Source organism: Aliiglaciecola sp. 2_MG-2023 (genome assembly GCF_030548145.1).
In the GTDB taxonomy this organism is placed as follows: domain Bacteria; phylum Pseudomonadota; class Gammaproteobacteria; order Enterobacterales; family Alteromonadaceae; genus Aliiglaciecola; species Aliiglaciecola lipolytica_A.
This window is the reverse complement of the sequence record NZ_JAUORY010000021.1, coordinates 44,275-69,616: the sequence shown is the minus strand read 5'-3', so window position 1 is coordinate 69,616 and position 25,342 is coordinate 44,275. Positions and strand designations below refer to the sequence as shown.

General features: G+C 40.6%; 26 protein-coding genes. 10 read left to right on the top strand and 16 right to left on the bottom strand.

What is annotated here, in order from left to right; genetic code table 11:
- Window positions 1-6: 6 nt before the first annotated feature.
- Genes Q4567_RS17705 through Q4567_RS17695 form a run of 3 tightly spaced genes read right to left on the bottom strand, consistent with a single transcriptional unit; the run spans window position 7 to window position 2,851 of the window.
- Window positions 7-498, bottom strand: coding sequence for a Rab family GTPase (locus Q4567_RS17705; RefSeq protein ID WP_216049775.1), 492 nt, complete (start codon window positions 496-498; stop codon window positions 7-9).
- Between the two features lie 20 nt (window positions 499-518).
- Complete coding sequence (locus Q4567_RS17700; RefSeq protein ID WP_216049776.1) at window positions 519-2,288, bottom strand: OmpA family protein; 1,770 nt, start codon at window positions 2,286-2,288, stop codon at window positions 519-521.
- An 11-nt stretch (window positions 2,289-2,299) separates the two neighbouring features.
- On the bottom strand, window positions 2,300-2,851 hold the full coding sequence (locus Q4567_RS17695; protein WP_216049777.1) for a hypothetical protein: 552 nt from the start codon (window positions 2,849-2,851) through the stop codon (window positions 2,300-2,302).
- A gap of 700 nt (window positions 2,852-3,551) precedes the next feature.
- On the opposite strand from Q4567_RS17695, the gene Q4567_RS17690 reads away from it, so the two are divergent.
- From Q4567_RS17690 to Q4567_RS17675, 4 genes are all read left to right on the top strand, one after another.
- Window positions 3,552-5,150 carry an AbgT family transporter gene (locus Q4567_RS17690; RefSeq protein WP_216049836.1) on the top strand — a complete coding sequence of 533 codons (1,599 nt, stop codon included), beginning with the start codon at window positions 3,552-3,554 and terminating at the stop codon, window positions 5,148-5,150.
- 99 nt (window positions 5,151-5,249) lie between these two features.
- Window positions 5,250-6,329: a ferrochelatase gene (gene hemH, locus Q4567_RS17685; protein ID WP_303501305.1), complete on the top strand. Its 1,080-nt coding sequence runs from the start codon at window positions 5,250-5,252 to the stop codon at window positions 6,327-6,329.
- A complete protein-coding gene (locus tag Q4567_RS17680; RefSeq protein WP_216049779.1) occupies window positions 6,326-6,760 on the top strand; it encodes a DUF4112 domain-containing protein in 435 nt (144 codons plus the stop codon). The genes hemH and Q4567_RS17680 overlap by 4 nt, the downstream gene beginning before the upstream one ends.
- Window positions 6,747-7,355, top strand: a complete 609-nt coding sequence (locus tag Q4567_RS17675) for a glutathione S-transferase family protein (RefSeq protein ID WP_216049780.1) — start codon at window positions 6,747-6,749, stop codon at window positions 7,353-7,355. The genes Q4567_RS17680 and Q4567_RS17675 overlap by 14 nt, the downstream gene beginning before the upstream one ends.
- An 8-nt stretch (window positions 7,356-7,363) precedes the next feature.
- Here Q4567_RS17675 and Q4567_RS17670 read toward each other — a convergent pair whose 3' ends face one another.
- From Q4567_RS17670 to Q4567_RS17660, 3 genes are all read right to left on the bottom strand, one after another.
- Complete coding sequence (locus Q4567_RS17670) at window positions 7,364-8,257, bottom strand: transporter substrate-binding domain-containing protein (RefSeq protein ID WP_303501301.1); 894 nt, start codon at window positions 8,255-8,257, stop codon at window positions 7,364-7,366.
- A 97-nt stretch (window positions 8,258-8,354) separates the two neighbouring features.
- The gene (locus Q4567_RS17665) at window positions 8,355-9,248 is read right to left on the bottom strand and encodes a carbon-nitrogen hydrolase (RefSeq protein WP_216049782.1); all 894 of its coding nucleotides are present in this window, start codon (window positions 9,246-9,248) and stop codon (window positions 8,355-8,357) included.
- 1 nt (window position 9,249) lies between these two features.
- Entirely contained in the window at window positions 9,250-10,314 is a 1,065-nt protein-coding gene (locus Q4567_RS17660) for an agmatine deiminase family protein (protein WP_303501299.1), read from the bottom strand.
- Window positions 10,315-10,486: 172 nt separating this feature from the next.
- On the opposite strand from Q4567_RS17660, the gene Q4567_RS17655 reads away from it, so the two are divergent.
- On the top strand, window positions 10,487-11,236 hold the full coding sequence (locus Q4567_RS17655) for a ferredoxin--NADP reductase (RefSeq protein WP_216049784.1): 750 nt from the start codon (window positions 10,487-10,489) through the stop codon (window positions 11,234-11,236).
- Window positions 11,237-11,291: 55 nt separating this feature from the next.
- The gene (locus Q4567_RS17650; protein WP_303501297.1) at window positions 11,292-12,482 is read left to right on the top strand and encodes a tetratricopeptide repeat protein; all 1,191 of its coding nucleotides are present in this window, start codon (window positions 11,292-11,294) and stop codon (window positions 12,480-12,482) included.
- Between the two features lie 13 nt (window positions 12,483-12,495).
- Here Q4567_RS17650 and Q4567_RS17645 read toward each other — a convergent pair whose 3' ends face one another.
- The 4 genes from Q4567_RS17645 to soxR form a co-directional block, all read right to left on the bottom strand.
- Window positions 12,496-12,852: a hypothetical protein gene (locus Q4567_RS17645; protein ID WP_216049786.1), complete on the bottom strand. Its 357-nt coding sequence runs from the start codon at window positions 12,850-12,852 to the stop codon at window positions 12,496-12,498.
- Window positions 12,853-12,873: 21 nt separating this feature from the next.
- Entirely contained in the window at window positions 12,874-13,062 is a 189-nt protein-coding gene (locus Q4567_RS17640) for a hypothetical protein (RefSeq protein ID WP_216049787.1), read from the bottom strand.
- 465 nt (window positions 13,063-13,527) lie between these two features.
- Window positions 13,528-14,820 carry an NAD(P)/FAD-dependent oxidoreductase gene (locus Q4567_RS17635; protein WP_303501295.1) on the bottom strand — a complete coding sequence of 431 codons (1,293 nt, stop codon included), beginning with the start codon at window positions 14,818-14,820 and terminating at the stop codon, window positions 13,528-13,530.
- A gap of 146 nt (window positions 14,821-14,966) precedes the next feature.
- Entirely contained in the window at window positions 14,967-15,434 is a 468-nt protein-coding gene (gene soxR, locus Q4567_RS17630; RefSeq protein ID WP_216049790.1) for a redox-sensitive transcriptional activator SoxR, read from the bottom strand.
- Between the two features lie 271 nt (window positions 15,435-15,705).
- Here soxR and Q4567_RS17625 point away from each other — a divergent pair, with 271 nt between their 5' ends.
- Window positions 15,706-16,128 carry a VOC family protein gene (locus tag Q4567_RS17625; protein ID WP_303501293.1) on the top strand — a complete coding sequence of 141 codons (423 nt, stop codon included), beginning with the start codon at window positions 15,706-15,708 and terminating at the stop codon, window positions 16,126-16,128.
- A 65-nt stretch (window positions 16,129-16,193) separates the two neighbouring features.
- Here the strand turns inward: Q4567_RS17625 and Q4567_RS17620 are convergent, their stop codons facing one another.
- The 6 genes from Q4567_RS17620 to Q4567_RS17595 form a co-directional block, all read right to left on the bottom strand.
- Window positions 16,194-16,583, bottom strand: coding sequence for a VOC family protein (locus Q4567_RS17620; RefSeq protein WP_216049792.1), 390 nt, complete (start codon window positions 16,581-16,583; stop codon window positions 16,194-16,196).
- A 17-nt stretch (window positions 16,584-16,600) separates the two neighbouring features.
- Complete coding sequence (locus Q4567_RS17615) at window positions 16,601-18,715, bottom strand: alpha-amylase family glycosyl hydrolase (protein WP_303501291.1); 2,115 nt, start codon at window positions 18,713-18,715, stop codon at window positions 16,601-16,603.
- Window positions 18,716-18,733: 18 nt separating this feature from the next.
- Window positions 18,734-19,705, bottom strand: a complete 972-nt coding sequence (locus Q4567_RS17610) for an aldo/keto reductase family oxidoreductase (RefSeq protein ID WP_216049794.1) — start codon at window positions 19,703-19,705, stop codon at window positions 18,734-18,736.
- Window positions 19,706-19,887: 182 nt separating this feature from the next.
- On the bottom strand, window positions 19,888-20,886 hold the full coding sequence (gene cydB, locus Q4567_RS17605; protein ID WP_216049795.1) for a cytochrome d ubiquinol oxidase subunit II: 999 nt from the start codon (window positions 20,884-20,886) through the stop codon (window positions 19,888-19,890).
- Window positions 20,886-22,247 carry a cytochrome ubiquinol oxidase subunit I gene (locus Q4567_RS17600; RefSeq protein WP_216049796.1) on the bottom strand — a complete coding sequence of 454 codons (1,362 nt, stop codon included), beginning with the start codon at window positions 22,245-22,247 and terminating at the stop codon, window positions 20,886-20,888. The genes cydB and Q4567_RS17600 overlap by 1 nt, the downstream gene beginning before the upstream one ends.
- Window positions 22,248-22,351: 104 nt before the next feature.
- On the bottom strand, window positions 22,352-22,897 hold the full coding sequence (locus Q4567_RS17595) for a GbsR/MarR family transcriptional regulator (protein WP_216049797.1): 546 nt from the start codon (window positions 22,895-22,897) through the stop codon (window positions 22,352-22,354).
- 486 nt (window positions 22,898-23,383) lie between these two features.
- Between Q4567_RS17595 and Q4567_RS17590 the strand changes: the two genes are divergently transcribed.
- Genes Q4567_RS17590 through Q4567_RS17580 form a run of 3 tightly spaced genes read left to right on the top strand, consistent with a single transcriptional unit; the run spans window position 23,384 to window position 25,334 of the window.
- Window positions 23,384-23,737: a DUF2282 domain-containing protein gene (locus Q4567_RS17590; protein WP_216049798.1), complete on the top strand. Its 354-nt coding sequence runs from the start codon at window positions 23,384-23,386 to the stop codon at window positions 23,735-23,737.
- A 15-nt stretch (window positions 23,738-23,752) separates the two neighbouring features.
- Complete coding sequence (locus tag Q4567_RS17585) at window positions 23,753-24,601, top strand: DUF692 domain-containing protein (protein WP_303501287.1); 849 nt, start codon at window positions 23,753-23,755, stop codon at window positions 24,599-24,601.
- The gene (locus Q4567_RS17580) at window positions 24,594-25,334 is read left to right on the top strand and encodes a DNA-binding domain-containing protein (RefSeq protein WP_303501285.1); all 741 of its coding nucleotides are present in this window, start codon (window positions 24,594-24,596) and stop codon (window positions 25,332-25,334) included. The genes Q4567_RS17585 and Q4567_RS17580 overlap by 8 nt, the downstream gene beginning before the upstream one ends.
- The last annotated feature ends 8 nt before the right edge of the window (window positions 25,335-25,342 follow it).

Sequence of the window (25,342 nt, the reverse complement as noted above, 5' to 3'; positions counted from 1 at the left end):
AATTGATTAATTCAACGTTAGTTGCGCGATAAATTTGAACATTTCTTCAACCTGGTCGCCTGTTTTGGCGCTAGTAGAAAAACTGCGAATAAATTCTTTGCTGTAGCCATTGAGCTCATTTTCAGTCCAATGCCAAGCTACATCAAGGTCGCTTTTATTAATAATTAGAATTGCAGGAATATCGCTTATTTCTCTTACCATGCGATGAATTTCCATTCCTTCTACAAGACTTTGAGAGCGTGTTTGGTCGGTAACTATTGCGTAAGCTGAGGCCCCTCTAAGGTATTTAGGTTGAAATCCACAGTAGCGGTCAATCCCTTCTAAATCCCAAATCATAAGTTGCACTTGTTCGACTACTAAATCTACAAGTTTTTTATCAATTTTGACACCAATTGTGGTCAGGTATTTTTCAGAAAAAATACCTTCAACAAATTGCTTTACCAAACTGGTTTTCCCTACTCCCGAGGGGCCAAGTAGGCAAATCTTTTTTTGCAACATAATGCGGTTGATGTCCTTATTTAATCAGTCTTAAAATTGATGATATTAAAAATCACTTTACGTAATCCTGAGCCCGACGCTTTATTTTCTACAACACCCAATCCTATGGCATTTAAATACTGGGCCTCAATTCCTTGCTCAACTAAAAATTGCCGAGCTGCTAATGCCCGTTTTCGACTTAAAGACTGATTAAATTGCATGGAGCCAGTTGAATCACTTGCGCCCATAATAATCAAGCCTACATTTAACTCCAATTTTTTAGACAATTCAATCGCTGCTTTAAGGTAACTCGCTAGGGCAGCCAATTGCTCTTGTGCCTTTTCGTTGAGTTCACTTTGGCCTTGTTCAAATTCAACCTGGGTACTATCTATTTTTGCCCTATTGATTTCGAAAAGTGCCAAGAGTATTTCTGGGCTATCATCATTGATTGTAGCCAATTCTTCGGCGCTGATCCCAGAAATTAACTCTTCCGCATAAGTCAAACCTGGAATGGCATGTATTTCTCTGGCTAACGCTAAGCGCTGAACGTTTGGCAGTACACCGCTTAAAACAGGTACAGAAGATTGCCAATCAACGCTTATTTGTGGGTATCGGTCTAATAACTTTTTGAGTCTAGCCTTAACCAATGGTGCTTCTAGGGATAAATATTGTTTTTCAATTACTTGTACACTGCTGGTATCGATTTGCTTTTCAGACATCCATTGCCTTACGGTTATGGCCTCGGGGTCACGTAAGATTGACAGCTTGATATCCTGCCATCCTGCTCTTTCTAATTTACTTATGACGATACCCGGTTGTTTACCGATTTGCGAAACATTTTCTAATAGTTGAGTGTGTTGGTAATTGTTAAATCCTAAATAGCCTAGTCCGATGAAAATGAGTAACAGCAAACCAATGGCGAGAATCGGCTTTCTTTTTCGTTTTTTTATTGCTTCCGGGCGCATCTCCGCAACCAAACAATCTCGAAGTTGTTGGGATGTGGGTTCAAACACAATAGTGTCGCCATTAAAATTAGCAATTTCTTTGGCATAGAGCTTATGAATATACTCATTGGTAATTTCAAATTTGGTAGATATATCCTGTGGAATATTACCCGTAACAGCAGCGACCAAAAGCAACTTTGGCCCGCGCTTTATCAGCAACGAAAAATCTTCGGTTTTTATAACCTCTAGATTTTGTTCTGTGGATTCCTGTTGTGAATTAAATGAATCAGATACAAAGTCATTTATTGCCGTCAGCATTGCTGAAACAAGATCTCCATCGGCAGATTCATTAACCGATTGAGATACCGAATTAAGTAAAATCCCAGTTTCCCTGTGGATTAACAAAACTTGCTCAACTTTAAATACGAAAGTTTGACTCGCCACATATTGAGAAAAGCTTACGCCTGATTGCCACGCTTTAAAGCGCCAGGCCATCCCTTTAAACGTCAGGCTATTTTCAATTAATACATTGGTTTTTTCTAAAAATTCACTTAGAAATGAGGTGACAGATTTGCGAACTAAGCGACCTACCAGTGGGTATAAATAACCAACAAATTGTTCACTCTGTTCTTTGACTGATTTTTCCACTGACTGCTGCACGACGGGAGTCAGCACGTTGGTGAATTCGTCATTGCGTTTTTGCCGATCGTGAATCGCTTCAATCACAACCTCGCCGACAATTTCACGCGCATTGTCTTTGAGGACTTGTTTAATTTGTTCTCGATTTTTCCCCAATAAAAGCTCACGCAGCTGTTGCATGGCTACGTCATCTTCATGTGGTTCGCTGTTATTTGGATGGTCAGCCATAAAAATTGGCTTTAATCTTCGTCAGATTCTAAATTAACAGCCATGGTTGCAAGTAGTTTGGCCAACGTCTTCCTATCTGTTTTAGTTGAACTGAGTTCTTTGGTAACCTGATCCAACCTTTCCAACGCTTCGGCAAATCGAGCGTCATATTTCTCGGTGAGCATGGCAACTTCTTTATCAACTCGAGTATGCAGTTCATCAGTCTCTTGACGGCCATTGGTGTCTGACATTTCTAATTCAGAAGATAGTTTGTCGGCATAGGCGTTAAGTTCAGAGGTTTTATCTTCGTAGACTTTGTCCACTGAATTGACTTTAAGCTGTAAATCTTCAAAGCCATTGTGCATGGATTTATTCAAGTCTTTGACGTGTTCTGCTAACTTTTGTTCAGCCTGTTGGAAGCGTTCTAACATTCGGCTTTCTAAATCTGACAACCTATGTTCAATATCTGCTTGAGCAGCACCGAACACAATTTGTCGTAAAGTAGCTAGTTCTGATGGGGTTTCACTACTGATATTGGGGGTCTCATCGACTACGGTTTTATTGTCTGACTTGTTATTCGCCACTTTCACTTCCTTCTGCTTAAACACCGATAATCAATCATAGCCCAAAAAAACAACTTTATGCACGGGAAATAATCGATGCTAATTACTTTTTCTATCCATTATTTTCGCGCCTAGTAAATCTTTAAACCGCTGATATATGGTTATTTCCGGTTAATTGGATAAACCTTATTACCGCCGCACATACTGAAACGTCTCCTTTACCGCTTTCTACAATCTCTACATGAGTATCTTGTGCTTTGTTTTATCAATTTCGTTTTAAGGCGGTTTAGTGACGTAACAATATCGCCCACAAGTTTGATCGTGTTTTCTATTTTTGCGGCGATTAACTTAGGTTTGCTGCCTTTCGAAATTAAAATATTGATCTAATAACACCTGCACAATTAGAGTAAAAGTTGGCAAAAACATTAAATTCTGGGGTTAATGGCGAAGTTATGTCGATTGAAGAAAATGTTGCAACTGCAAAAGATTCGTTACAGCAAGCTGTAAATGTAGAGGCTTAATCGGCTAACGATAAGTATATGCCGCGAATGATTGAAAGCTTTAACCTTGTATAAGCAACCACCCTAAATCTGTCTACAACTGCTTATTTGTGTCATAGACTGCACTTTGCGGATTTATTTCGCTATCATATGCAAAAAAATAATAAGGACTTATGCCCAATGGAGTTGGTGATAAAGTCCGTAAAGACAGAGGAATAGTTTTGGTACAAGATCAGACAAACAATAAGTCTTCAGATGAACAAAATACGGGATGGTTTTCACGGTTTCTGGCAACAGTAGAATGGCTTGGTAATTTACTCCCGCACCCTATAACCCTATTCGCCTTACTGGCACTTTTCATTGTTATTCTCAGCGGTATTCTTGGTTATTTTGATGTTGCCGTTTTAGACCCGCGTCCGTTAGGGGCCAAAGGGCGAGATCCGGATGGATTGATTGAAGTCATTTCGTTATTTAATGCCGAAGGACTACAACGGATTGTCACGGGGTTAGTGACGAACTTTACAGGGTTTGCACCGCTAGGCACTGTGTTGGTTGCTTTACTTGGCGTATCAGTTGCAGAACATTCAGGTTTACTCTCAACGGCGATGCGAGCAATGGTAATGAATGCCTCCGAACGCATGGTTACTATTACCGTAGTATTGGCCGGTATTTTATCGAATACGGCATCTGAACTTGGCTACGTTGTGTTGATTCCACTAGCGGCAATGATTTTCCATTCCCTTGGCCGTCATCCATTAGCGGGCTTGGCCGCAGCTTTCGCAGGTGTATCTGGCGGCTACAGCGCGAATTTGTTGTTAGGCACAGTAGACCCGTTATTATCTGGTATTACTGAATCAGCAGCACATATGATTGAACCTGATTACATGGTTGGTCCAGAAGTAAACTGGTACTTTATGATTGTAAGTACCTTCGTGGTTGCCGCTATGGGGGCGTTTGTAACTGAGAAAATAGTAGAACCGAGACTAGGCAAATATGATCCTAGTGAAGCTTCGGTTGAGTTAGAAAAACAAGAAATGACAGCACCCAGTGCATTAGAAAAGAAAGGTCTTAAAATGGCCGGTCTGTCCTTTGTTATTTTATGTATTTTATTGGCGCTTACGATCGTGCCGGAAAATGGCATCTTACGACATCCTGAAACGGGACTTGTTGCCTACTCGCCATTTTTGAAAGGCATTGTGGCCTTCATTTTTATCACGTTTGCAATACCGGGTTTCGTGTACGGCAAAATCGTTGGCACCATGAAAAATGACAAAGACGTAATCAATGCGATGTCTAAAAGCATGGGGTCGATGGGTCTTTACATTACCTTAGTATTCTTTGCTGCACAGTTTGTAGCATTCTTTAAATGGACTAATCTAGGAACAGTTTTAGCGGTTAAAGGTGCATCCTTGTTAACTGTGCTTGGCTTAGATGGCCCAGAAGTGTTTATTTTATTTATATTGATGTGCGGCATAGTGAACTTGTCGTTGGGTAGTGCCTCGGCCCAGTGGGCAGTAACGGCGCCGATATTTGTACCTATGTTAATGCTAATTGGTTATTCTCCTGAAGTGATTCAAGCTGCCTATCGAATTGGTGATTCTGTCACCAATGTCATTTCGCCGATGATGAGTTACTTTGGATTGATTTTGGCCATTGCAGCCCGTTATAAAAAGGATTTGGGCATGGGGACGTTAATTGCAACAATGTTACCCTATTCAATCACCTTTTTTGTCGGTTGGACGTTACTTTTCTATGTTTGGGTATTTTGGTTAGGGATGCCTGTAGGACCAAATGTAGAAACGCTATATAATGGAGGCTGATAACCGTTAGCGGTTTGCATTGTTTAGCTTTAAGTTTTGTGCGCTAATCCAATTACGTGATTAGTGCGTAAAACTTATAAAATTGAGACCAAGTCATTAATGAAATATACAGGCAGTCCGAACTTTAAGCACAACCAGCCAGATAAAATAGGTGTATTGATAACCAACTTAGGTACACCGGAAGCGCCGACTAAGAAGGCTCTTAAAACTTATCTAAAAGAATTCTTATCCGATCCGCGAGTGGTTGAAATTCCCCGATTGTTGTGGTGGATGATTCTCAATTTAGTGATTCTAAATATTCGTCCCAAGCGCTCAGCTAAAGCCTATGCAACTGTGTGGGAAGATGAGGGCTCACCTTTGATGATCCATTCAATAAACCAAGCTGCGGCACTGAAAAAGACAATACAAGCAAAGTATGGCGAAGGAGTGATAGTTGACTTTGCTATGCGCTACGGCTCACCTAGCATCTCAGGCACGGTTGAAAAGATGATGCAACAGGGTGTACGTAAGTTAGTGGTTTTGCCTTTGTATCCGCAATATAGTGCTTCTACCTCAGCATCTACATTTGATGCCATAGCCGCAGATTTTGAAAAACGTCGTTGGATACCTGATCTGAGGTTTATTTCACAATACTGCGATCACCCTGAATACATACAAGCAGTCGCGGACAAAATCCGTCAGCATTGGCAACAACATGAACGTGCTGACAAATTAATATTTTCCTACCACGGCATTCCTGAACGTTATTTAACTAATGGTGATCCCTACTTCTGCCAGTGCCACAAGACCTCGCGCTTAATTGCTGAAAACTTAGGGTTGCAAAAAGATCAATTTCTAATTTGTTTTCAGTCTAGATTTGGTCGCGAAGAATGGTTAAAACCTTATACCGATCATACCTTGCAAAGCCTTCCAAAATCCGGTGTTGAGTCAGTCCAAATCGTCTGCCCTGGATTCTCTGTTGATTGTCTGGAAACGATAGAAGAAATTGGCGTAGAAAATCGTGACTATTTTTTAGAGGCCGGAGGAAAACGTTACGAATATATTCCTGCCCTTAATGATGATCCTGCGCACATCGATATGATGGCATCTATCATTGGCAGTAATCTTCATGGTTGGGATTTGGCAGCAGACAATTCTTCTCGAGCAAATTTAGCTAAAGCTAAGGGTGCAACAATATGAATGGTAACGCCGCAGCTTCTATTGCCGCGCCAAAAGCTTTGGTACTGGCGCAAAAGCTAGCCAATATGTCGGATACGGCGGTACGGATACCGTTTACTAAAGTAAAATTCGGCCTCGACTTTATCATTGGATTGATTCCTGGGATTGGCGACATGGTCATGTTAATCGTGGGCGCTGTGATCATTATATTGGGCAAAAGTATTGGTTTACCCGGCCCGCTAATTTTAAAAATGTTGAAGAATAGTGTTATTGATTTTGTGTTAGGTTTAGTGCCCTTTATAGGCGATATTGCAGACATTTTTTACAAATCAAATCAATCGAATGTACGAATAATGGAGCGCTGGTGGCTGAGTCAAAACAAAGCAGCTATTGATGCTCATACCCAACAAACATTGGCAAATTGGCAGGATACTAAAAATGAAGATTTATGACACCCACACAGCGCCGACACCTAGAAGAGTAAGAATATTTCTAGCCGAAAAAGGCATTGATATGGAATATGTGCAAGTGGATTTAGCAAAAGGTGAAAATATTAGCCCCGAAATGCGCTTGAAAAACCCCATCGGAAAAGTTCCTATCCTTGAATTAGACGACGGCACTTGTATTGGTGAATCTGTGGCAATTTGTCGATATTTCGAAGCATTACAACCTGAGCCTGCGTTAATGGGCACGACTCCACTACAACAGGCACAGATTGAAATGTGGCAGCGCCAAGTTGAATTCGCTTTGTTTATGCAGGTAGGTATGTGCTTTCAGCATACCACAGGCTATTTTAAAGACCGCATGACCCCTGTACCAGAATACGGGGAAGTGGCTGGGATTTCTGCGAGTAAATACCTCAATGTGCTTGAGAAACGCTTGGGGCAAAGTGAATATGTAGCTGGAGATACTTTTTCCATTGCTGATATTACCGCTATGTGTGCAATTGATTTTGCGCGAGTGGTAAAAATCAAGCTCAAAGATGAACAAGTTAACTTGCAGCGTTGGTATGACTCGGTCAGTGCTAGGCCCAGCGCCAGTGCGTAATCACTGACTTAATTTAAATTAAGCCAGAGAGACTTGTCTTGTATGGGCGTGGAATTCGACATGATTGGATTTTCTAGCCTAAATATAATCCGGTTATCAACAGGAATTTGCTGCAACGCTTTTGAATGACCAGGATAGGCATAAAAATGTGTATCGAATGAACCATCTGCTAGCGCTGCTTTTAAGCCGAATTCGATACGTTCGGCTAATTGCTTATTTTGTTTCGTGACGAAAAAATAGATCGCGCTGGGGTAAACTAATAGGTGATGCGGATCGATTATTAAACTGTCGTCACCATTGCTCTCCATTTCCTCAATCACTTCAAGCAAAGATCGGGGAAAGTAGTCGACAATATTGCCTGCAACTAATTTATACATCGAACTGTGGGATATGGTCTTTTCGACTTTTAATCCGGCATTCTCTAAAACATAAACGTCCGGCCAATCGTGTCCCTGAATGGCGCTAAGCTCCGCCAGTTGAGCAAGACTCTTAATGTTTGCAAAGCTGGCTTCTTTGGTCTTATTAATTACCAATACTCTGTGCCCAATGAGCCCTTTTAAAAGAGGAATGCGTATGGCTAACGCGTTTTCTTCTCGACGAGTTGATGTGACTGTCCACATTAGGTCAATTAGCCCCGACTCGATGCTCTTGAACTGTCTTTCTTGACGCATTGCAACAGGTACGCCCTCGATTGCATAGTCACCGTATTTCACTTTGGATTTTTCGAGCGCCAACTTCAATACGCTAATAAAATAAGCGCCGTGTTTGTCTACACTATCTGTATTGTCGATATATTTGATTGGTTGCGCATTTAATGACATTGAAGTCAATGAAGAGAAAAAGAATACGACAAAGGTCAGCGGCCTAATAAAAATCATTATGCTAGGTTTGATTGGAGCCATAAACGACCTTTGTCTTTTACTTAATTTTCGTCGACCTAATAATAGTCAATTGCGCAAAAATAAGAAGGAATCAAATGCAATTCTGAACTTTTATCGCTCAATCTCGCCATCTACGGGTGATGTCTTGATACTCATCGATGCGTCTGTCTCTAAAATAAGGCCAAATTCGTTTAACTTTTTCTGTTCTTGCTAAATCTAACTCTACCATCAGGGTTTCTTCTTTGTCGCTGCTAGCTTGAGCAAGTACTTCGCCTTGAGGTCCAGTGATAAAGCTCTGTCCCCAGAACTGAATACCAGGATCACCGGCTACCGGAGATGCTTCGAATCCTGTGCGATTAGCCACAATAACAGGAACTGAATTGGCCACGGCATGAGAGCGTTGAATCGTTTGCCATGCATTAAATTGACGTTCTCTTTCGTCCGCAGTGTCGGTGTTGTCCCAGCCAATTGCGGTAGGGTAAAACAGCATATCTGCTCCTGCCATCGCCATTAATCGAGCTGCTTCTGGATACCATTGATCCCAGCAGACCAATACGCCTAGTCGACCAACACTAGTGTCAATGGGTTCAAAGCCTAAGTCTCCAGGGGTAAAATAGAATTTTTCATAAAACCCGGGATCATCTGGAATATGCATCTTGCGATACTTTCCAACCATACCCGCTTGGCGATCAAACACCACGGCAGTATTGTGATACAGACCGGAACCACGCTTTTCAAATAATGACGTAACTAAAACAATATTATGTTTAGCGGCCAACTCTGCAAAGTAATCGGTTGCAGGACCTGGAATCGTCTCTGCTAAATCAAAGTAATCGGTATTTTCTTCTTGGCAGAAATAAAGGGTACTGTGCAGCTCTTGTAACAGCACCAACTCACAACCATCAGCTGCAAGTTTGGCAACTTGCTTGGCACTTTTTTCCCAATTTTGGTTTTTGTCGTTGCTAGCAACCGCTTGTTGCACCAAGCCAACTTTTAACTTGTTTTTATTCATTTTATGCATCACATCCATAAACAGTTAAGCCATCGCTAAGGTTGTCGAGCACCTCAGGTTTTAATGTCCCCTTCGGGATCTGCATACTAATACAGTGCACACTGCCAAATTGTTGAACTAAAGGCAAACTATCTATGGGCACTATTGTGTAATCTGGATAGGCACTTGCGATTATATCCAGAGCCAGTTGATCTTCAGGTTGACGATATATAGGGCACAATACCTGATGATTTGAAATAAGGTAATTTGCATAAGATGCAGGTAAGCGCTCACCAACTTCATTGACTATATTTGGTAGGGGTAGCTCAAAAATTTCATGTTGAGGTAACAGTACTTTTAATTCATTCACAAGGGCATTTAGTCCGCTAAAATGAGTGTCCTCTGGTCGGTTAAAACAGGATTGAATTACAACACCATTGTCTTCAGTGAATCGCACTATGGTATCAATATGTCCATCTGTATCGTCGCCTTCTAAATGGCCATTTTCTAGAATGCTAACGCGACTAGCGCCCAAGTGTTTAATAAACATGTATTGATAGGCGGCAAGCGACAAATCGCCATTACGTTGTGGGTTTTGTAAACACAAAGCGGTTGACAATAAATGGCCGTGTTGATCTATTTCTAGCGCACCGCCTTCTGCTACTAACTCAACACTTTTAAGGGGCTCTTTACACAGCTTTGCCAACACATTTGCGTTAACCTTGTTGTCTAAAGATGCATCAAACTTATTGCCCCAACCATTAAAGGTAAACTCAATGGGCTGCATTTTTTTATCGTGTTGCAATGTTAAGAAACAATAATCTCTACACCAGGTATCGTTATAGTTAGTAATCACAAACATTAATTTGCAACAATTTTTGAGGAGCTCCTTAGCAGTATCTACTTCTTGCTCTCTAATCAGTAAGATCACCCCTGTATTATTTTGGGTTATGGCTTCAATTAGTTGCTTATAAGTATTTCTGACCTCTTTTAACCAAGGTTTCCAATCGGTTCTTTTGTCTGGCCACGCTAAAATAATGGCTTCTTGGGCATGCCATTCAGGCAACAATTTAAATTCTGGATTCATGAGTTATTTGGGTAATTAGATTCTGCGGAAATTATAACCTCAACCAATAATGTAACGGTACATTTTTATCTGTAGTCAATAAAACCAGATCCGTGGTCTTTTGATTAAGCCAATGGACTTTACCAATGAGCATGTTAAGTTAACCGCAATATTATCAACTTTGGAGCAAATTATGGCGCAATGGCATGATGGAAAAATTGTGAATCGAGTTGATTGGAATGATCATTTGTTTAGTCTGCAATTTCAATGTGACCAGTTTCCTAAATTTGTGGCAGGTCAGTTTACCAAAGTGGGTCTCACTCAAGCCGATAATACAGTTCTATCTCGACCATATTCATTGGTCAACTCGCCGAACGACGAGTATTTGGAAATAATTGCAGTTCCCGTTGAACAAGGCAGTCTCTCCCCTAAATTACATGAATTAAAAATAGGGGATAGCGTGAAAGTGATGTCACCTGCAACTGGATTTTTGGTTTTAAATGAAGTACCACAAAGCGACATATTGTTTCTGATCGCCACTGGAACGGGGATCGGCCCCTTTCTATCGATATTAGAAAGTGATGAAATTTGGACAAAGTATAAGCATGTGGTGCTGGTTTATGGTGTAAGACACAATAGCGATTTAGCCTACCAACAGAAAATTCAAAAATGGCTCGAGCTTAAGTCTACGCAGTTTCATTTTGTGCCTATTGTTAGCCGCCAGCAGTGCGCTGATGCATTGACAGGACGTATTCCTGAGTTAATTAGAAACGGTGATATACAACGAAGTTGTGGATTTGAATTTGATCCTATCACTTGTCAGGTTATGTTGTGTGGCAACCCTGAGATGATTAAAGATACGTTAGAGGTTCTTTCGGCTTTTGGTCTGAAAAAGCACCTGCGTCGTTCGCCTGGACAAATTAGTGTAGAGCGGTATTGGTAAGTTGCTCAGTATTAACGAATTGTGACGCAACAGTATATGTTTAAGGATAAAGTGAATGAAAAGACAGCCATTGAAAACCATTGGACTCTTAGCAATGTTAATTGGGTTGGGAGCTTGTCAAACTGCTAATGTAGTGACGTCTGATGATTCATTGCAAAATAAACATGAACCTAAAGTGTCTTTGAGTTGGCAATCTACTTTATTTACGCCTAGAGAAGTCGCTTCTGTCGATGATATTTTTCAGTTGACACAAAAGCAGCAAGAGGACTTCGAAGCCTATTATTTTGCCGAAAAAAACGCTCATATTGAAGGACATGAACGTCTCTACAACTATTTAGATATGATTCTGTATGGTTTTGATTACCGAGGGGATACTTATACTGCATCTGATGCCCTAACTAAGCACAGTGGTAACTGTCTTTCATTGGCGATTTTAACCACCGCATTGGCAAATTTAGTGGATTTAGACATTCGTTACCAGCGCGTAAATGCCGCGCCAATTTATCAGCGCTACCATAACGTGATGACCTTATCGTCGCACGTAAGAACCCATGTCTTTGCGCCGGAAACGGAGGTTAAGGAAAACGAAATTGTTGTTGCTAGAAAAAAAATGATAATCGATTACTTCCCAGAAAAGGGAAATGTAAGAGGTGACTTTCTGAATGAATCGCAATTCTTATCAATGTATTACCAAAATTTAGCGGGCGATAGTTTAATCGCTAAAGATTATGACCTTACCTATTCGCTGCTAGCTAAAGCAATGGAAATCAACAGTGAAGATCCAGAAACGTTAAACACGCTTGCGGTTTTATACAAAAACCTGGGTGACTTAGCGAGGGCTGAGAAAATTTATCATTACGCTTTAAATAACACCTCGGGCTCAGTCAATATTTTAAGCAACTATGCAATGCTACTAACAGAGCAAAACCGACAAGATGAACTATCACGTTTGCAGGAAAAGCTATCGTCCATTGAGGATGATAATCCCTATCGTTGGTACGATATCGCTAATCGACATTTTGATAGAGATGAGCTTATCTATGCTTTGCGATATTTTAAAAGGTCGGTTAAAGCCGCTCCATACTTGCATGAAGGTTATTTCGGTTTAGCAAAAACCTACTATCAAATGGGCAAAATAGAATCAGCCAAGCAGAATATGGATACAGCGGTGGAATTAACCTTTACCCCTCAAGATAAAGTCTTGTATCAGGCAAAATTGAAGGTATTAGCCATAGAAAAAAACTAGTTTCTAAAACCCGTTAATTTAACTGTTTTTTTAACAACTGGCCGTTACGTTCAATTACATCAATCAGCGGAATGAAACCCGCCGGTGTAGATAGGTTTGCAAAACCGTTTGCCATCTCCACCAAAACGTCTCCAAATTTAGATTGTCTGCTAGGCTCTGGCGCGTAATCCACAGATAAATTATCGACATTTACCCATGCGGTTGGTCCACCAGATGCAGCAAAAGCGATATCTAATTCTGAGTGTTTAACCCGTGTTGCTAACTGATATAAATGAATATTCTGGATGACTGTAGAAATGAGTACTCTTTCGTTTTCCACATTAGCCAGCAAGTCCATTAGTTTATCTTGTGCGTGAAAAACATAGATCATGATTGCCTCGATATCGGTTTGTTATCCCATTACAATCACATTTTTATCATTATCGACACCATTGGCAATGATAATTTCAAAACTAGACTTGCATTTTTGACAACCCATGGTTTGCGGTTTGTTCATGATTTTGGTTTGATGATTATCGAGGCTATTTGCGGATAAGCAAATAGGGCACAAACATTCCAATAAAGCTTCTGTTTTAAGCATGACATTTCCTTTTGTCTTGTTGGTTTTAAATTTGAATCAGAACAGAGAACCAACTGCGTGCATATTTTGACGGTATTAATTTTTGATGCAAGTGTTTTTGTTGGAATTATGTTCAACTCGGGGCAAGATAACACTCATCAGTCCAGTGAAAATCCCTTTTTACCCTCTTTTTGAAGGGTTTTCGAGGACTAGTAGCCCCATGAAATGTGATAACTTAAAATTTAATACCATTTTCAGCGAGCAAATTTAGTATGCCAATTATGGATACATTCATCGCTTTTTCCATTGCCTCCATAATAATGAGTGTGTCACCATGCCCGCCAAAGCTGTATATATTGGCCAGAACCATGGCTGATGGACATAAATCTGGTATTGCGGCTGCCTCTGGAATGGCAATAAATTCATATGTAGTAGTTCATTCCTCTAACTTAAGGGACCAAGCTAGAGGAATGCTGAAGGTTGCGCTTAGTGGAGCTTAAGTTTAGGGCCCACAATATTGCTCACTTTGCGACTTAGTAAAACCAAAATCGCCTTTAACCAGCCGTGCACCGCAAATTGATGCATGTTGTACAGTGAAATATAAACCAGTCTTGCCAATCGTCCTTCAATAAACATACTACTACTTACTAGGCTGCCCATCAGACTACCCACGGTACTGTATTTGCTGAGGTGGACTAATGAACCATAATCCACATATTTGTAGTCTTTCATCACATTGCCGCGGACTATGCCAATGATATTAGCTGCGACTGTATTGGCCATTTGATGGGCTGATTGTGCTCTAGGTGGTACCCATTTACCGTTGTCCTGCATAAAGCCACAGCAGTCGCCTAAAACAAAAATGGTTTCACAGGTCGTGCTTTGCAAATGTTTATTAACTAAGATTTGCTGCGCTCTGTTGGTCTCAAATACACCTAATTGTTGAATGAAATCGGGGGCTTTTACACCTGCCGCCCAAACCAGCAGATCAGCTTCAATAGGCTTGTCGTCTGAGGTGATGAATGCGCCTTTCCTAGCACTTGAAATTCGTGTATTTTCCAACACATCGACACCCAGCTTTGTTAGTGCGATACGAGCAGAGGTGGCAATACGTTCTGGTAGAGCAGGCAAGATACTTTCACCGGCTTCAATAATACTTATTTTTAATCGTGAAGCTGACATTTCAGGCATACCATAATTTTTAGCTAAATTTGCCACATGATGTAATTCGGCAGCTAATTCAGTACCTGTTGCACCGCCTCCAACAATGGCAATACTCAACTTTGCTGAATCAGACTTTTCTTGATTAATTCGCAAAAGCTGATTTAACAGTGCTTTATGGAAACGTTCCGCTTGAGATAGAGAATCTAAGAAGAAACTGTGCTCGGCAACACCTGGGGTACCAAAATCATTACTAACGCTACCAACGGCTAGCACTAAATAGTCGTAGTTGATGGTTCGTTCTTTTAGCAATAAATCACCAGCATCGTCATACAAGGGGTCAAGATAAATAGTTTTATTCTCAGCATCCACGTTACTCATTGTGCCTAACTGAAAATGATACCCAAATCGAGCTGCATGCATTCGGTAATCCACACCATCTGAGTTTTTATCAATCACTCCAGCGGCCACCTCATGCAACAAGGGTTTCCATAGGTGTGTTTGGTTTCGATCAACCAAGGTGATGTGGGCTAATCCTTTCTTGCCTAACTTTTTACTTAACTTACTGACAAGTTCGAGTCCGCCGGCGCCTCCGCCAACAATGACAATTCTTAACATATTGATTCCTAAATAGTATTTTGAAATTGGTGGCAAACAAAAAAGACGGTATTGAAGTCAGAAGAAGAGCGCCAAAGCGTGACATGAATGAGCTGATTACCGGAAAAATGCCTTACCTGAATCATGCCAAATAAAGCGTAAAAAGTCTATGTATTATCCTTCAGATCAGATGATCTCTGGCGGTCTAAGAGCACGGGGCCAGGACCTTCAATGGCGAGGTTATCTTGGGGGTTATATATAGGGCAAGATTTCATCGATAAGCAGCCGCAGCCGATACAGCCGTCTAACGAATCTTTTAGTTTTATCATGCTTTGAATGCGCGCTTCTAACTGTTGTTGCCAATTCCGAGATAGCTTGGCCCAATCTTGTTTTGTCGGCGTTCTTGACTGAGGTAAGGTTGCAAAAGTGAGTTTAATGTCTTGTAGACTGATGCCTATTTTTTGGGCGGCTTTTATCACCGAGACTCGTCTTAAAACATCCGCTTTATAACGTCGTTGATTTCCTGAATTACGCCAACTTTGAATGAGACCCTTTTGTTCGTAGAAATGCAGCGTTGATACTTTTACACCGCAGCGTTTGGCCACAAACCCAACGCTTAACTCTCTTTCGGCCATGATGATTCCTTTTGTCGTTTTTTAAAGAATATGAAAAAAAGTCCTTTACCTCAAGTTAACTTGAGGATTTATTCTGTGCTCATAGACAACAAAACATATAACTTTGGAGAGCATCATGCAGACACCTCAAGAAAATCAATTACCAACAAAACAACAGCAAACTCGAAAACTATTACAGTTCAAACCTTGTATAGCCAAAACATCAACTATTCGTTTAGACAATTTTTTAAGTTTGTTTAATAACACAATGAAATTAAAGTGAGGTATGCAAATGATCCATTTAGAACATATCAATATTGTCGTCAAAGACATGCAAGAAACATTAAATTTTTATCAAGCCGCGTTTCCACACTGGTCTATTCGCCACCAAGGCAATGCTAATTGGTATGGAACCCAAAGAAATTGGCTACATTTGGGCGATGAATATAACTATCTTACGTTCAACGACAATGGAAGCGGTGAAAATAGGGACTTAAAAGGTAGTCAATTAGGGCTGGCCCATATGGCGTTTGAGGTAAGGGATATTTCGGCACTTTTAACTCGAATGCAAAGTGCTGGTTTCGAACCCCACAACCTAGGCGCTAAAAATCAATTTAGAAAAAACATGTATTTTATTGATCCGAGCGGCTTTGAAATAGAATTTGTCGAATATCTATCAGACATACCCAGTCAAAGGAATAACGCCGACGATTAACTAAGTGGAAAAGTTCGCTGGCATAGGTTGATGGATGTGACACGGGGGCTAACCCCCTTATCACTTTAATCTTGGTACACTTCTAATGGTAAGTTGTCAGGATCGGCGAAAAAGGTAAACTCCCGGTTTGTATATTCATCTATTCGAATCGGCTCGGGAATAATACCTTTGGTCCGCAAATAATCGCAAAAATCACTTACCGAATCGACTTTAAAAGCCAAATGTCTGAGTCCCTGAGCTTCCGGTCTAGAGGGCCGTTGAGGGGCTCCGGGAAATGAAAACAGTTCGATTTGGCTGCCATCAGGAAGTGCTAAGTCGAGTTTGTATGAGTCTCGCTGAGCACGGTAATTTTCTGCAACTATTTGAAATCCTAAAATGTCAGTATAAAAGGCTTTAGAATGCGCATAGTTGCTACAAATAATTGCCACATGATGAAAGCCTTTTAATTTAGTCATACTCGTCTCTGAATAAGTTAATTGATGTGGTTGATAGTACGTTCAACATCTGTATTTTTTTCAAGGGAAAAAGTATGTACTACGCTTTTTCCTTGCCAATCGCTAATCGAAACTCGAATATCCTTGGCTGCCAGCCGGATAAATTTTTGCTTATCAATAATGGCTGAATATGGCGGGGTGTTATCTTTGGCGACTAATTCATATTCGCCTTGTTGATTGCTAATTTCAGTGGTTACTTCAAACAGTGGTAATGGGCTTGAAACTTGTTCAGCAAGTCGGTAATCAAAACGTATTACACGCCCTTGAGATTCCGTTCCTAAAAATTCCAGTTCTACTAACTCGGTATTCTCAATGGCTGAATTTGCTTTTAAAACTGTATAGCTAAGAGCTGGCAAGGTAATTAGTATGTCATTGCTATCCATACTAAATTTTCTGCTACCATCTATCCATTGATAGCCGTCACTGCTGGCTTTTAACCTAATAGTTTGCGGCTGATTAGTTGGATTGAAGGCCAGTAAATATTCTGTAGAGTCTTGTTTATCCACTCTGGATATTGCAAAAGCATATTCACTACCTTCGCTGGCGCGGTTAAAGGCGAATCCACGACGCAAAGTAGGGTGATCCATACGCAGTTGTGCTAGTTTTTGCAAAGCGCGATATATTGGGTGGTTTTGATCAAAGTTCTCCGTTGCCGTTGTTGCTTCTGTGCCAAGTAAATCCAATTCATTATAGGCAGCTACTTTTGAAGCAAACATATCTTCTCGTGCGCCAACATCGCCCCCAGTGCCAACAAAGCCTTGTTCATCACCATAATAGACCACCGGAATGCCACGAGATAAGTACATGAAAGCATGAGAGAGTATATCTCGCTTGAGCTTTTCTTCTGCACTGGCATTAGGCAAACTTTGATTGATAAAAAATCCGGCCCTTCCCATATCGTGATTTCCTAAAAAATTCATTAATAAATCAGATTGACTGTCATTGTCGTTGTAAAAGTCATCATTTTCAAAAAGCTGATAGATTTCTTGAGCCGGCTTATTTCGATAAAATACATTGGCGGTCGCGTCCTGAAATCCAAAGTCGAGGACCGAAGGCATTTTACCCAAAGTTGTATAGCTACTTAGTTCTATAGGATCCGCACTGTATACTTCACCAAAAATATGAAAGTTAGGTATGCCTTGTTGTTTTGCATGGTTTAAAATTGCCGGACTAAACGAAGACCAAAACACCATATCCACGTGTTTTACGGTGTCGATTCGAAAACCATCAGGTTTGAATTCGCTAATAATGTTTTTATAAATTTCGATCATACCGGCAATCACTTGTGGATCTTTTGTATTTAAGTCGTCAAGCCCTGCAAAGTCACCGTTAATTGCGCTCTCGCCTTGCCATATACTATCACCCTGATTGTTATAGTATTTAGGGTCATTCAGCCACGCGGGAACTTTCACATTTTCGTTGCCTGCAGGCACAAATGCTGTGTACTTGTCGCCACTTTCTAATTGCGTTTTGGATTTATAAGGGCAGGTCCTTTCGTCTATAAAACTGCCGTCTGAGTTATGACACTCTTGATAACTGATAACATCCGCAGTGTGATTAGTAATGATGTCGAAAAATATTTTGATACCCTTATCATGAGCAGCGCTTATTAAATCCTTAAGGTCTTGGTTGCTGCCAAAATGCGGGTCGATTTGGGTAAAGTCGAGAATCCAGTAACCGTGATGAGCATAACCATCGGATTGAATTGCTTTGTTGCGTAAAATCGGTGTCATCCAGATTGCACTGATCCCGAGTTCCTTCAGGTAATCTAATTTTTGCTCTAATCCTTTGATATCACCGCCATGAAATCCTTTAATGTCATCAATACTATATCCACCTTGGGAGATTGGAATGGATTTTGAACCCATATCGTTATCGGGATTGCCATTGTAAAAACGGTCAGGCATAACGAAGTAAAAAATATCGTCGCGCACATCTCGATTTAAATAGTCGTCGTAAATATCAGGGAAAGATAAAGTTATTGGATCTGATATGACTTTTTGCGTACCTGATGAGGGCAGCTCTTGCTTGGAACAAGCAAATAAAAGAGAGCAACTGAATATCAGAGTAAGTAGGGTATTTAGGTATTTCATAATGGGCTCTCTTTAAGGTTAAGGTAATTCACAACCACGGGCTGTTACAAACAGTGAATACCAATGTTCCCTTGTTAGTTCAAATTGTGACGCTTGGCTACAGGCTTGAATTCTCAGTGGATTGGTTGTGCCAATAATGGGTTGGATTTTCGCTGGGTGGCGCATTAAAAAAGCCAACAAAATCGCCTCTGCAGAGGTTTGGTAATCTGCTGCTAGTTTACTGACTAAATCTGCGGTCTGCTGAATATGATGTGGTTGATTTGTTAAACTCTTGCCAGACAAGGTGCCTTGGCAAAGGCTTCCCCAGGCTTGTACTTGAACATTGTTGAGTTGGCAATATTCCATAGTACCGCTAGGAAAGGATAGGTCTTTTGCCTGAGGATGGTTAGCCAGCACAACATCCTCTAAGAAATCTAAATGGGTTAGATTCAATTCAATTTGGTTGGCAACCAAAGGCATGTCTAACGCCGATTGCAATAGTTTCATTTGATGGGAATTTTGATTGGATACACCAAATTGTTTTACTTTGCCACTGGCTTTGAGTATCGAAAATGCCTCGGCGACTTCATCGGCTTGCATCAATGGATCTGGGCGGTGCAGCAGGAAAATATCAATATATTCAGTATTGAGTCGGTTGAGGATCCCGTCTACAGATTTTAAAATGTAGTGTTTTGAAAAGTCGAATCGTTTTGGGCCTTTTTCATCTTCAAAAACAATTCCACATTTAGATTGCAGTAGGATATTTTCGCGTAATTCAGGGCGTGCTTTTAATACTTCACCAAAAACCTGTTCTGCTTTTCCCATGGTGTAAATATCAGCATGATCAAAACTGTTAATTCCACAATCTAATGCCGCGTCAACCGCAGTATGTGCCTGTGTAACATGTTTAGATTCAAATGGAGCTGTGCCCCAAGATCCACCTAATCCCATACAGCCTAGGGATATCTGACTCATGCTTGGAAAATACGAATTCAACGGTATTTGTTTCATGCCAACGTCTTTTAAAATGAAATAATTCAGTCATTCTAATCAGTTTACAAAAAGATTACATTGAATACGTATGCGTTAGGTCAATTCACACTCGTCGGTGAATTGACCACTCATTTTATAAGCGCTGCAATGAAATTCAGCTATTTATCAGCGTGAACCTAAGTAAGCTGAAAATGGCTATTCTAATGGTATTCCAAATCTCTTACTTTTCCCCAGAACACACGGTATGAGAACAAGGTGTAAGCAAAAATACAGGGAATAACAATAAGTGCGCCATACAAAATAACCCGTAGAGACTCAGGTGCACTTGCTGCTTGCCAGATATTCAATTCGCCTGGCACCACAAAAGGATAAAAACTAAATGCTAAGCCGACAAAACTGAAGGTGAAAATGGCTGTACAGAGTACAAAGGGTAACCAGCAACCAGCGTCATCTTCTAACGGTAATCTTTGCAGCGTGAAATACCCAATCACAAAAAAGGCAAAACATAATATTGGTACCAACGCGATAAAATAGGCTAGCGGAGGTTGCGTCCAGCGTTCGAACACAAAGGGATTAATTAACGGGTTGATAATACACACAGCAAGGATCCCCACTAAACATACTTTCCCAGCATTCTTTGCCCATTTTACCGATCTAATTTGTAACTCGTCTTCCGTTTTCATGATTAGCCAGCACGCGCCAATGAGCGCATACGCCATTGCTACACCTGCGGCACTGAGTAAACTGAAGCCAACGGCTTCTATACTGGTTTCAAATCCCATCACAAACATGCCCAACATATAACCTTGAGAAGCGGCCGCAATGAAAGATCCTAATTTAAATAGCTTGTCCCAACGGTCTTTTTTATGAGCGATTACCTTGGCTCTAAAATCAAAGGACACTCCACGAATAATTAACCCAATCAATAACATGGCGGTAGGCAAATAAAGTGCTTTCAAAATAATACTGTGGGCACTAGGAAAAGCGACTAACATCAACCCGACTGCTAACACTAACCAAGTTTCATTCGCATCCCAAAATGGGCCAATTGAGGCGATCATTTTGTCTCTTTGTTGTTGATTGTCCATAGGTAAAAGCAAACCAACGCCGAGATCGTAACCGTCGAGAATCGCATAAACTAGTACTGAGAACGCCATTAAACCGGCAAAAATAATAGGTAAATCGTGGTCTAAGAACATTAGTTGGCCTCCGCAGTCGCTGTGGTGCGAGCTGGTGTGTACTCAGCCGCATCGTATTCTTCAATTTCTACTGACTTTCTTGCCATGTAAAACAAAGTTTTTATGTATGCAAACAGTAAGAAAGCATACAGCGTCAAATACATCGCCAAGCTGACCCCAACGTTTTCTGGCGCAATATCAGTTACCGCATCCGCCGTGGTTAATATGCCGCTTACTAAATAAGGTTGGCGACCTATTTCGGTAACGTACCATCCCGCTAAAGTTGCAACCCAACCTGAAAATGTCATCCCAATGAAGAATTTCAGCATCCATGGTGAAAGTGACTTTTTCCGCCATAAGTAGAAGCTCGCTAACCAACTACTGAATAGCATGAGCATTCCTAGTCCAACCATGATTCTAAAGCCATAGAACACCGGCTTAACGGGGGGATGTTTGCCTTCAAATTCGTTTAGACCTCTAATTTGTCCGTCTGGATCATGGGTTAAGATAACGCTGGCCATCTTTGGAATGGCGATTTCTAAATGGTTAGTGCGCTGCTCTTCATCAGGGACAGCAAATAACAGTAGTGGTGCGCCATTTGTTGTTTCCCAAACGCCTTCCATTGCTGCAACTTTTTGAGGCTGATGCTCAAACGTATTAAGCCCATGCATGTCACCCATAATCACTTGTAATGGTGTGAGTATTGCGGCTAGGAAGATAGCCGTTTTTAAAGCTAAATTAGGGGCTTTTTTGTTATCGCCTCGAAGGATTCGGTAGGCTGAAATTCCGGCAATTAAAAAACAAATGGTTAACCCTGATGCTAACAGCATGTGCCCTAATCGATATGGAAATGATGGATTAAAAATAATCTCAAACCAGTCAACCGCATAAGCTACGCCATCGCGCATCTCAAAACCTGTTGGGGTATGCATCCACGAATTAAGGGCTAAAATCCAAAACGCTGAAAGTGAGGTTCCTATTGCAACTATAAAGGTAGATAAAGTATGGAGCCAAGGCGGCACGCGGTTAATACCAAATAACATCACGCCTAAGAAGGTTGCCTCTAAGAAAAACGCAGTCATTATTTCGTAGGCCAAGAGTGGCCCCGCAATATTACCTACCGTAGCCATGAAACCTGGCCAGTTGGTGCCAAATTGAAATGACATTGTAATGCCACTCACCACACCCATTGCAAACGTGAGGGCGAATACCTTTACCCAAAAACGGTAGATTCGCATCCACACTGGATGTTTACTAATGTGAAAACGAACGCGGAAATAGAAAAGCATCCAGCACATAGCAATGCTTATGGCTGGAAATAAAATATGAAAACTAATGTTAGCTGCAAATTGAATGCGAGAAAGTAGCATTACATCTGCCATTGAAACCCCCTAGCGGCGCTGATTTTAGCCGTTGTTTATTTAAATTTAAAACTCGATGAATTTAACCCTGCGTACGACGATAATCTGCTTTTTGCATGTTTGATTTAACTGCTTTTTAGGAACTTATCCTTCATATCTAAGACCTTTCCGACGCCTGAACCTAACTTCATTAAGGTTGCCATTTTTTCAGGACTCAGACGTTGCAGTTCTTCACTCCACTGTGTGACGTTTTCTAATAAGTCATGGATCTCTTGTAACTGTCGTTGCGCATATTCTTCTTGTTGATTTGCCGGTGTAACCAAAAGAGTATCTCGAAGCACGCTCATAGTGGGTTCAATTTCCCGTTTTCGACGCTCTTCAAATACTTTATTGGCCATATCCCAAATGCTGCCTAAAGATTTAAAATAGTCTTTTCTATCTCCGGGAACATGATGCATTTGCACTAGTCGCCACGACTGTAATTCTTTCAATCCCATACTGACGTTACCGCGAGAAACATTCAGGGCCTCTGCAATATCATTTGCGCTTAAAGGCTCTTCACTTATTACTAAAAGCGCATACATTTGACCAACAGTTCGATTAAAACCCCATCGACTACCCATTTCACCGAAATGCATAACGAAGGTTTCTATCATGGGTGTCATTTTCATAATCAAGACTCTTTTCTGAAGTTTCAGTAATTTCTGAAAATTATAAACACTAATTGATGCAGATCAAATATTATTTTATTTATTTGTGTTTGCTATTGGCGGAATGGTTAAGAGTTTCGGTGAGGATTTTTGTATGAAATATGCTTTTTGTATTGAGCGAAGAATAATATTTAAACCAAATTAGCAGCGTTTATTGCGATTAGATCCCTACTTAATCGCCAATAAAGGGGGTCTTTTTGGATGTTTTTTTCAACACATTTTAGCCGTTAGAAAGCGAACTGGCGATGGAGGCAGCTAATTGATATTCATAAAAATTTTATACTTTTTCATTTTTTGTTAATCCACTTCTTAAACAAAATAATTTTCTAAATAAAATATTTTTTTGAAATTTTAACGAAAGGCTAATGGTCTTTAACTTACATAATGGACTACATTGTTCAAAAAGTAGCCCGTTTTTCACAACTAAATATTTTGAGGATACGATTTATGAAACATAACAATTCGATTAAAACTGCTTTACTTATTGGTGCCACTCTTGCCGCTTCTCAAGTCGCCGTTGCTAAACCAAATGATCAATTATCATTAGCAGATGCGACACCTGAAAAAGTGAAAGTCGCTTTCCAAGAATGGAAAGATGGCAATAGACTACGTGGACGTAAAGACAAGTGTTATGGGATTGCTTTAGCCGGTGAGAACGATTGTAAAGCTGGCGCTGGCACAAGTTGTGAAGGGACTTCTACCGTTGATTTCCAAAAAAATGCATGGACTTATGCACCTAAAGGTTCATGTGAATACATAATCACACCAAATGGTGCTGGTTCTAAAGACCCAATTGCTTAAGCGTTTCATTTCCGAATGATAAAGCTAACTGAATTGCCCGCAGATGCGGGCATTTGTTTAAAACCAGAACATTTTGACGCTATACCAAGTAAGGTTGATGGTCATTTATGGTTCGAAGTTCATGCAGAAAACTACCTGATGCAGGGTGGTCCTAGACTTGCAAAATTACAGGAAGTTGCACAGCGATTTCCGTTAAGCATTCATGGTGTTGGGGCTTCGCTTGGTGGACCAAACCCACTTAATCCCGAGCATCTCAAGCGATTGGTTCGTTTAGTCAATTCGGTTCCTACCGCAGCTTTTTCTGAACATATAGCTTGGTCAGGTGCTGACGGAAATTATATGGGCAATTTAATGCCTACACCAATTACCACTCAATCCCTTCTTCGTACTGCCGAGAATATTGACCAGTTACAAAATGCAATTCAACGGCCCATACTGATAGAGAATCCTGCTAATTATCTCAACTTTAAATCTGACATGTCCGAAGCGGAATTTATGATGTCTTTGGTGAATAAGACTGGCTGCGGTATTTTGCTGGATGTTAACAATTTATTTATAAGCGCGAACAACACTGGGATTGACCCACAGCAATACATTGGCAATCTTGAAGCTACAGCTATCGGTGAGATTCATGTGGCTGGTCATTCGGTTGACCCTATCGAGAAAGATTTGTTAATTGACTCTCATGATAGTGATGTGTCGAATGCGGTTTGGGCACTTTTAAATGATGCTTTAAGTCACATTGGTCCTTGTCCTGTGCTGATAGAGCGAGATGCAAATTTACCGCCGTTTGCTGAACTGCTGGCAGAACGCAATATTGCACGAGAGCTAATCCAAAGTAGTAAAGTTGTTAGCTATGAGTGATTTTCATTTCGCCTTAATGGGCTATGTACAAACTGGAGACATACAAGATGTCACCGAACATCTTGATGATGGACAAAATAAACTTCGCTTGGCGGTATATCGGAACACCTTTATTAGTAGTTGTATTGATGCGTTGCAACGCAAGTACCCAAGTGCTGAGAAGTTATTAGGTGAGGACTTCTTTAAAACCTTAACTCGACAATTCTGTTTAACTAACCCGCCCACATCACCTGTTTTGGCAGAATATGGTGAAATTTTTCCTGAGTATTTAAACGATTTTTTGCAACATAATCATCCTGAACTTAGGTATTTATGGGATATATGTAAATTGGATCGAGCTTGGCATCATGCCTATTTTGCCGATGATAAACCTTCTCTTGGTCAAGATGAAATTGAATCCCTAATTGAAGATATCGAATCGAAATCACTGTCTTTGCACCCCAGCGTGCAGTTAATCAAAAATGATTGGTCGGTATCGTCTTTATGGGCACAGTTAAGAGTCAGTAACCTAAGCGAACAAGTCGCCATCGAGAATACAACTGAAAACCTTCTATTGTGGCGAGACAATAGCAGCATTTTGCATCGAGTCATTTCTGAATCAGAGAGCCTATTTATTTCTAGTATTTACGCAGGCCGAACTTTAGGTCAAGCCGCGGATGTGGCGATGCAAAATGGTGAAATAGACATAAGTGAAATATTTAGTCAGTTACTACTTAATAAATTACTAACATAAGAGAAAAA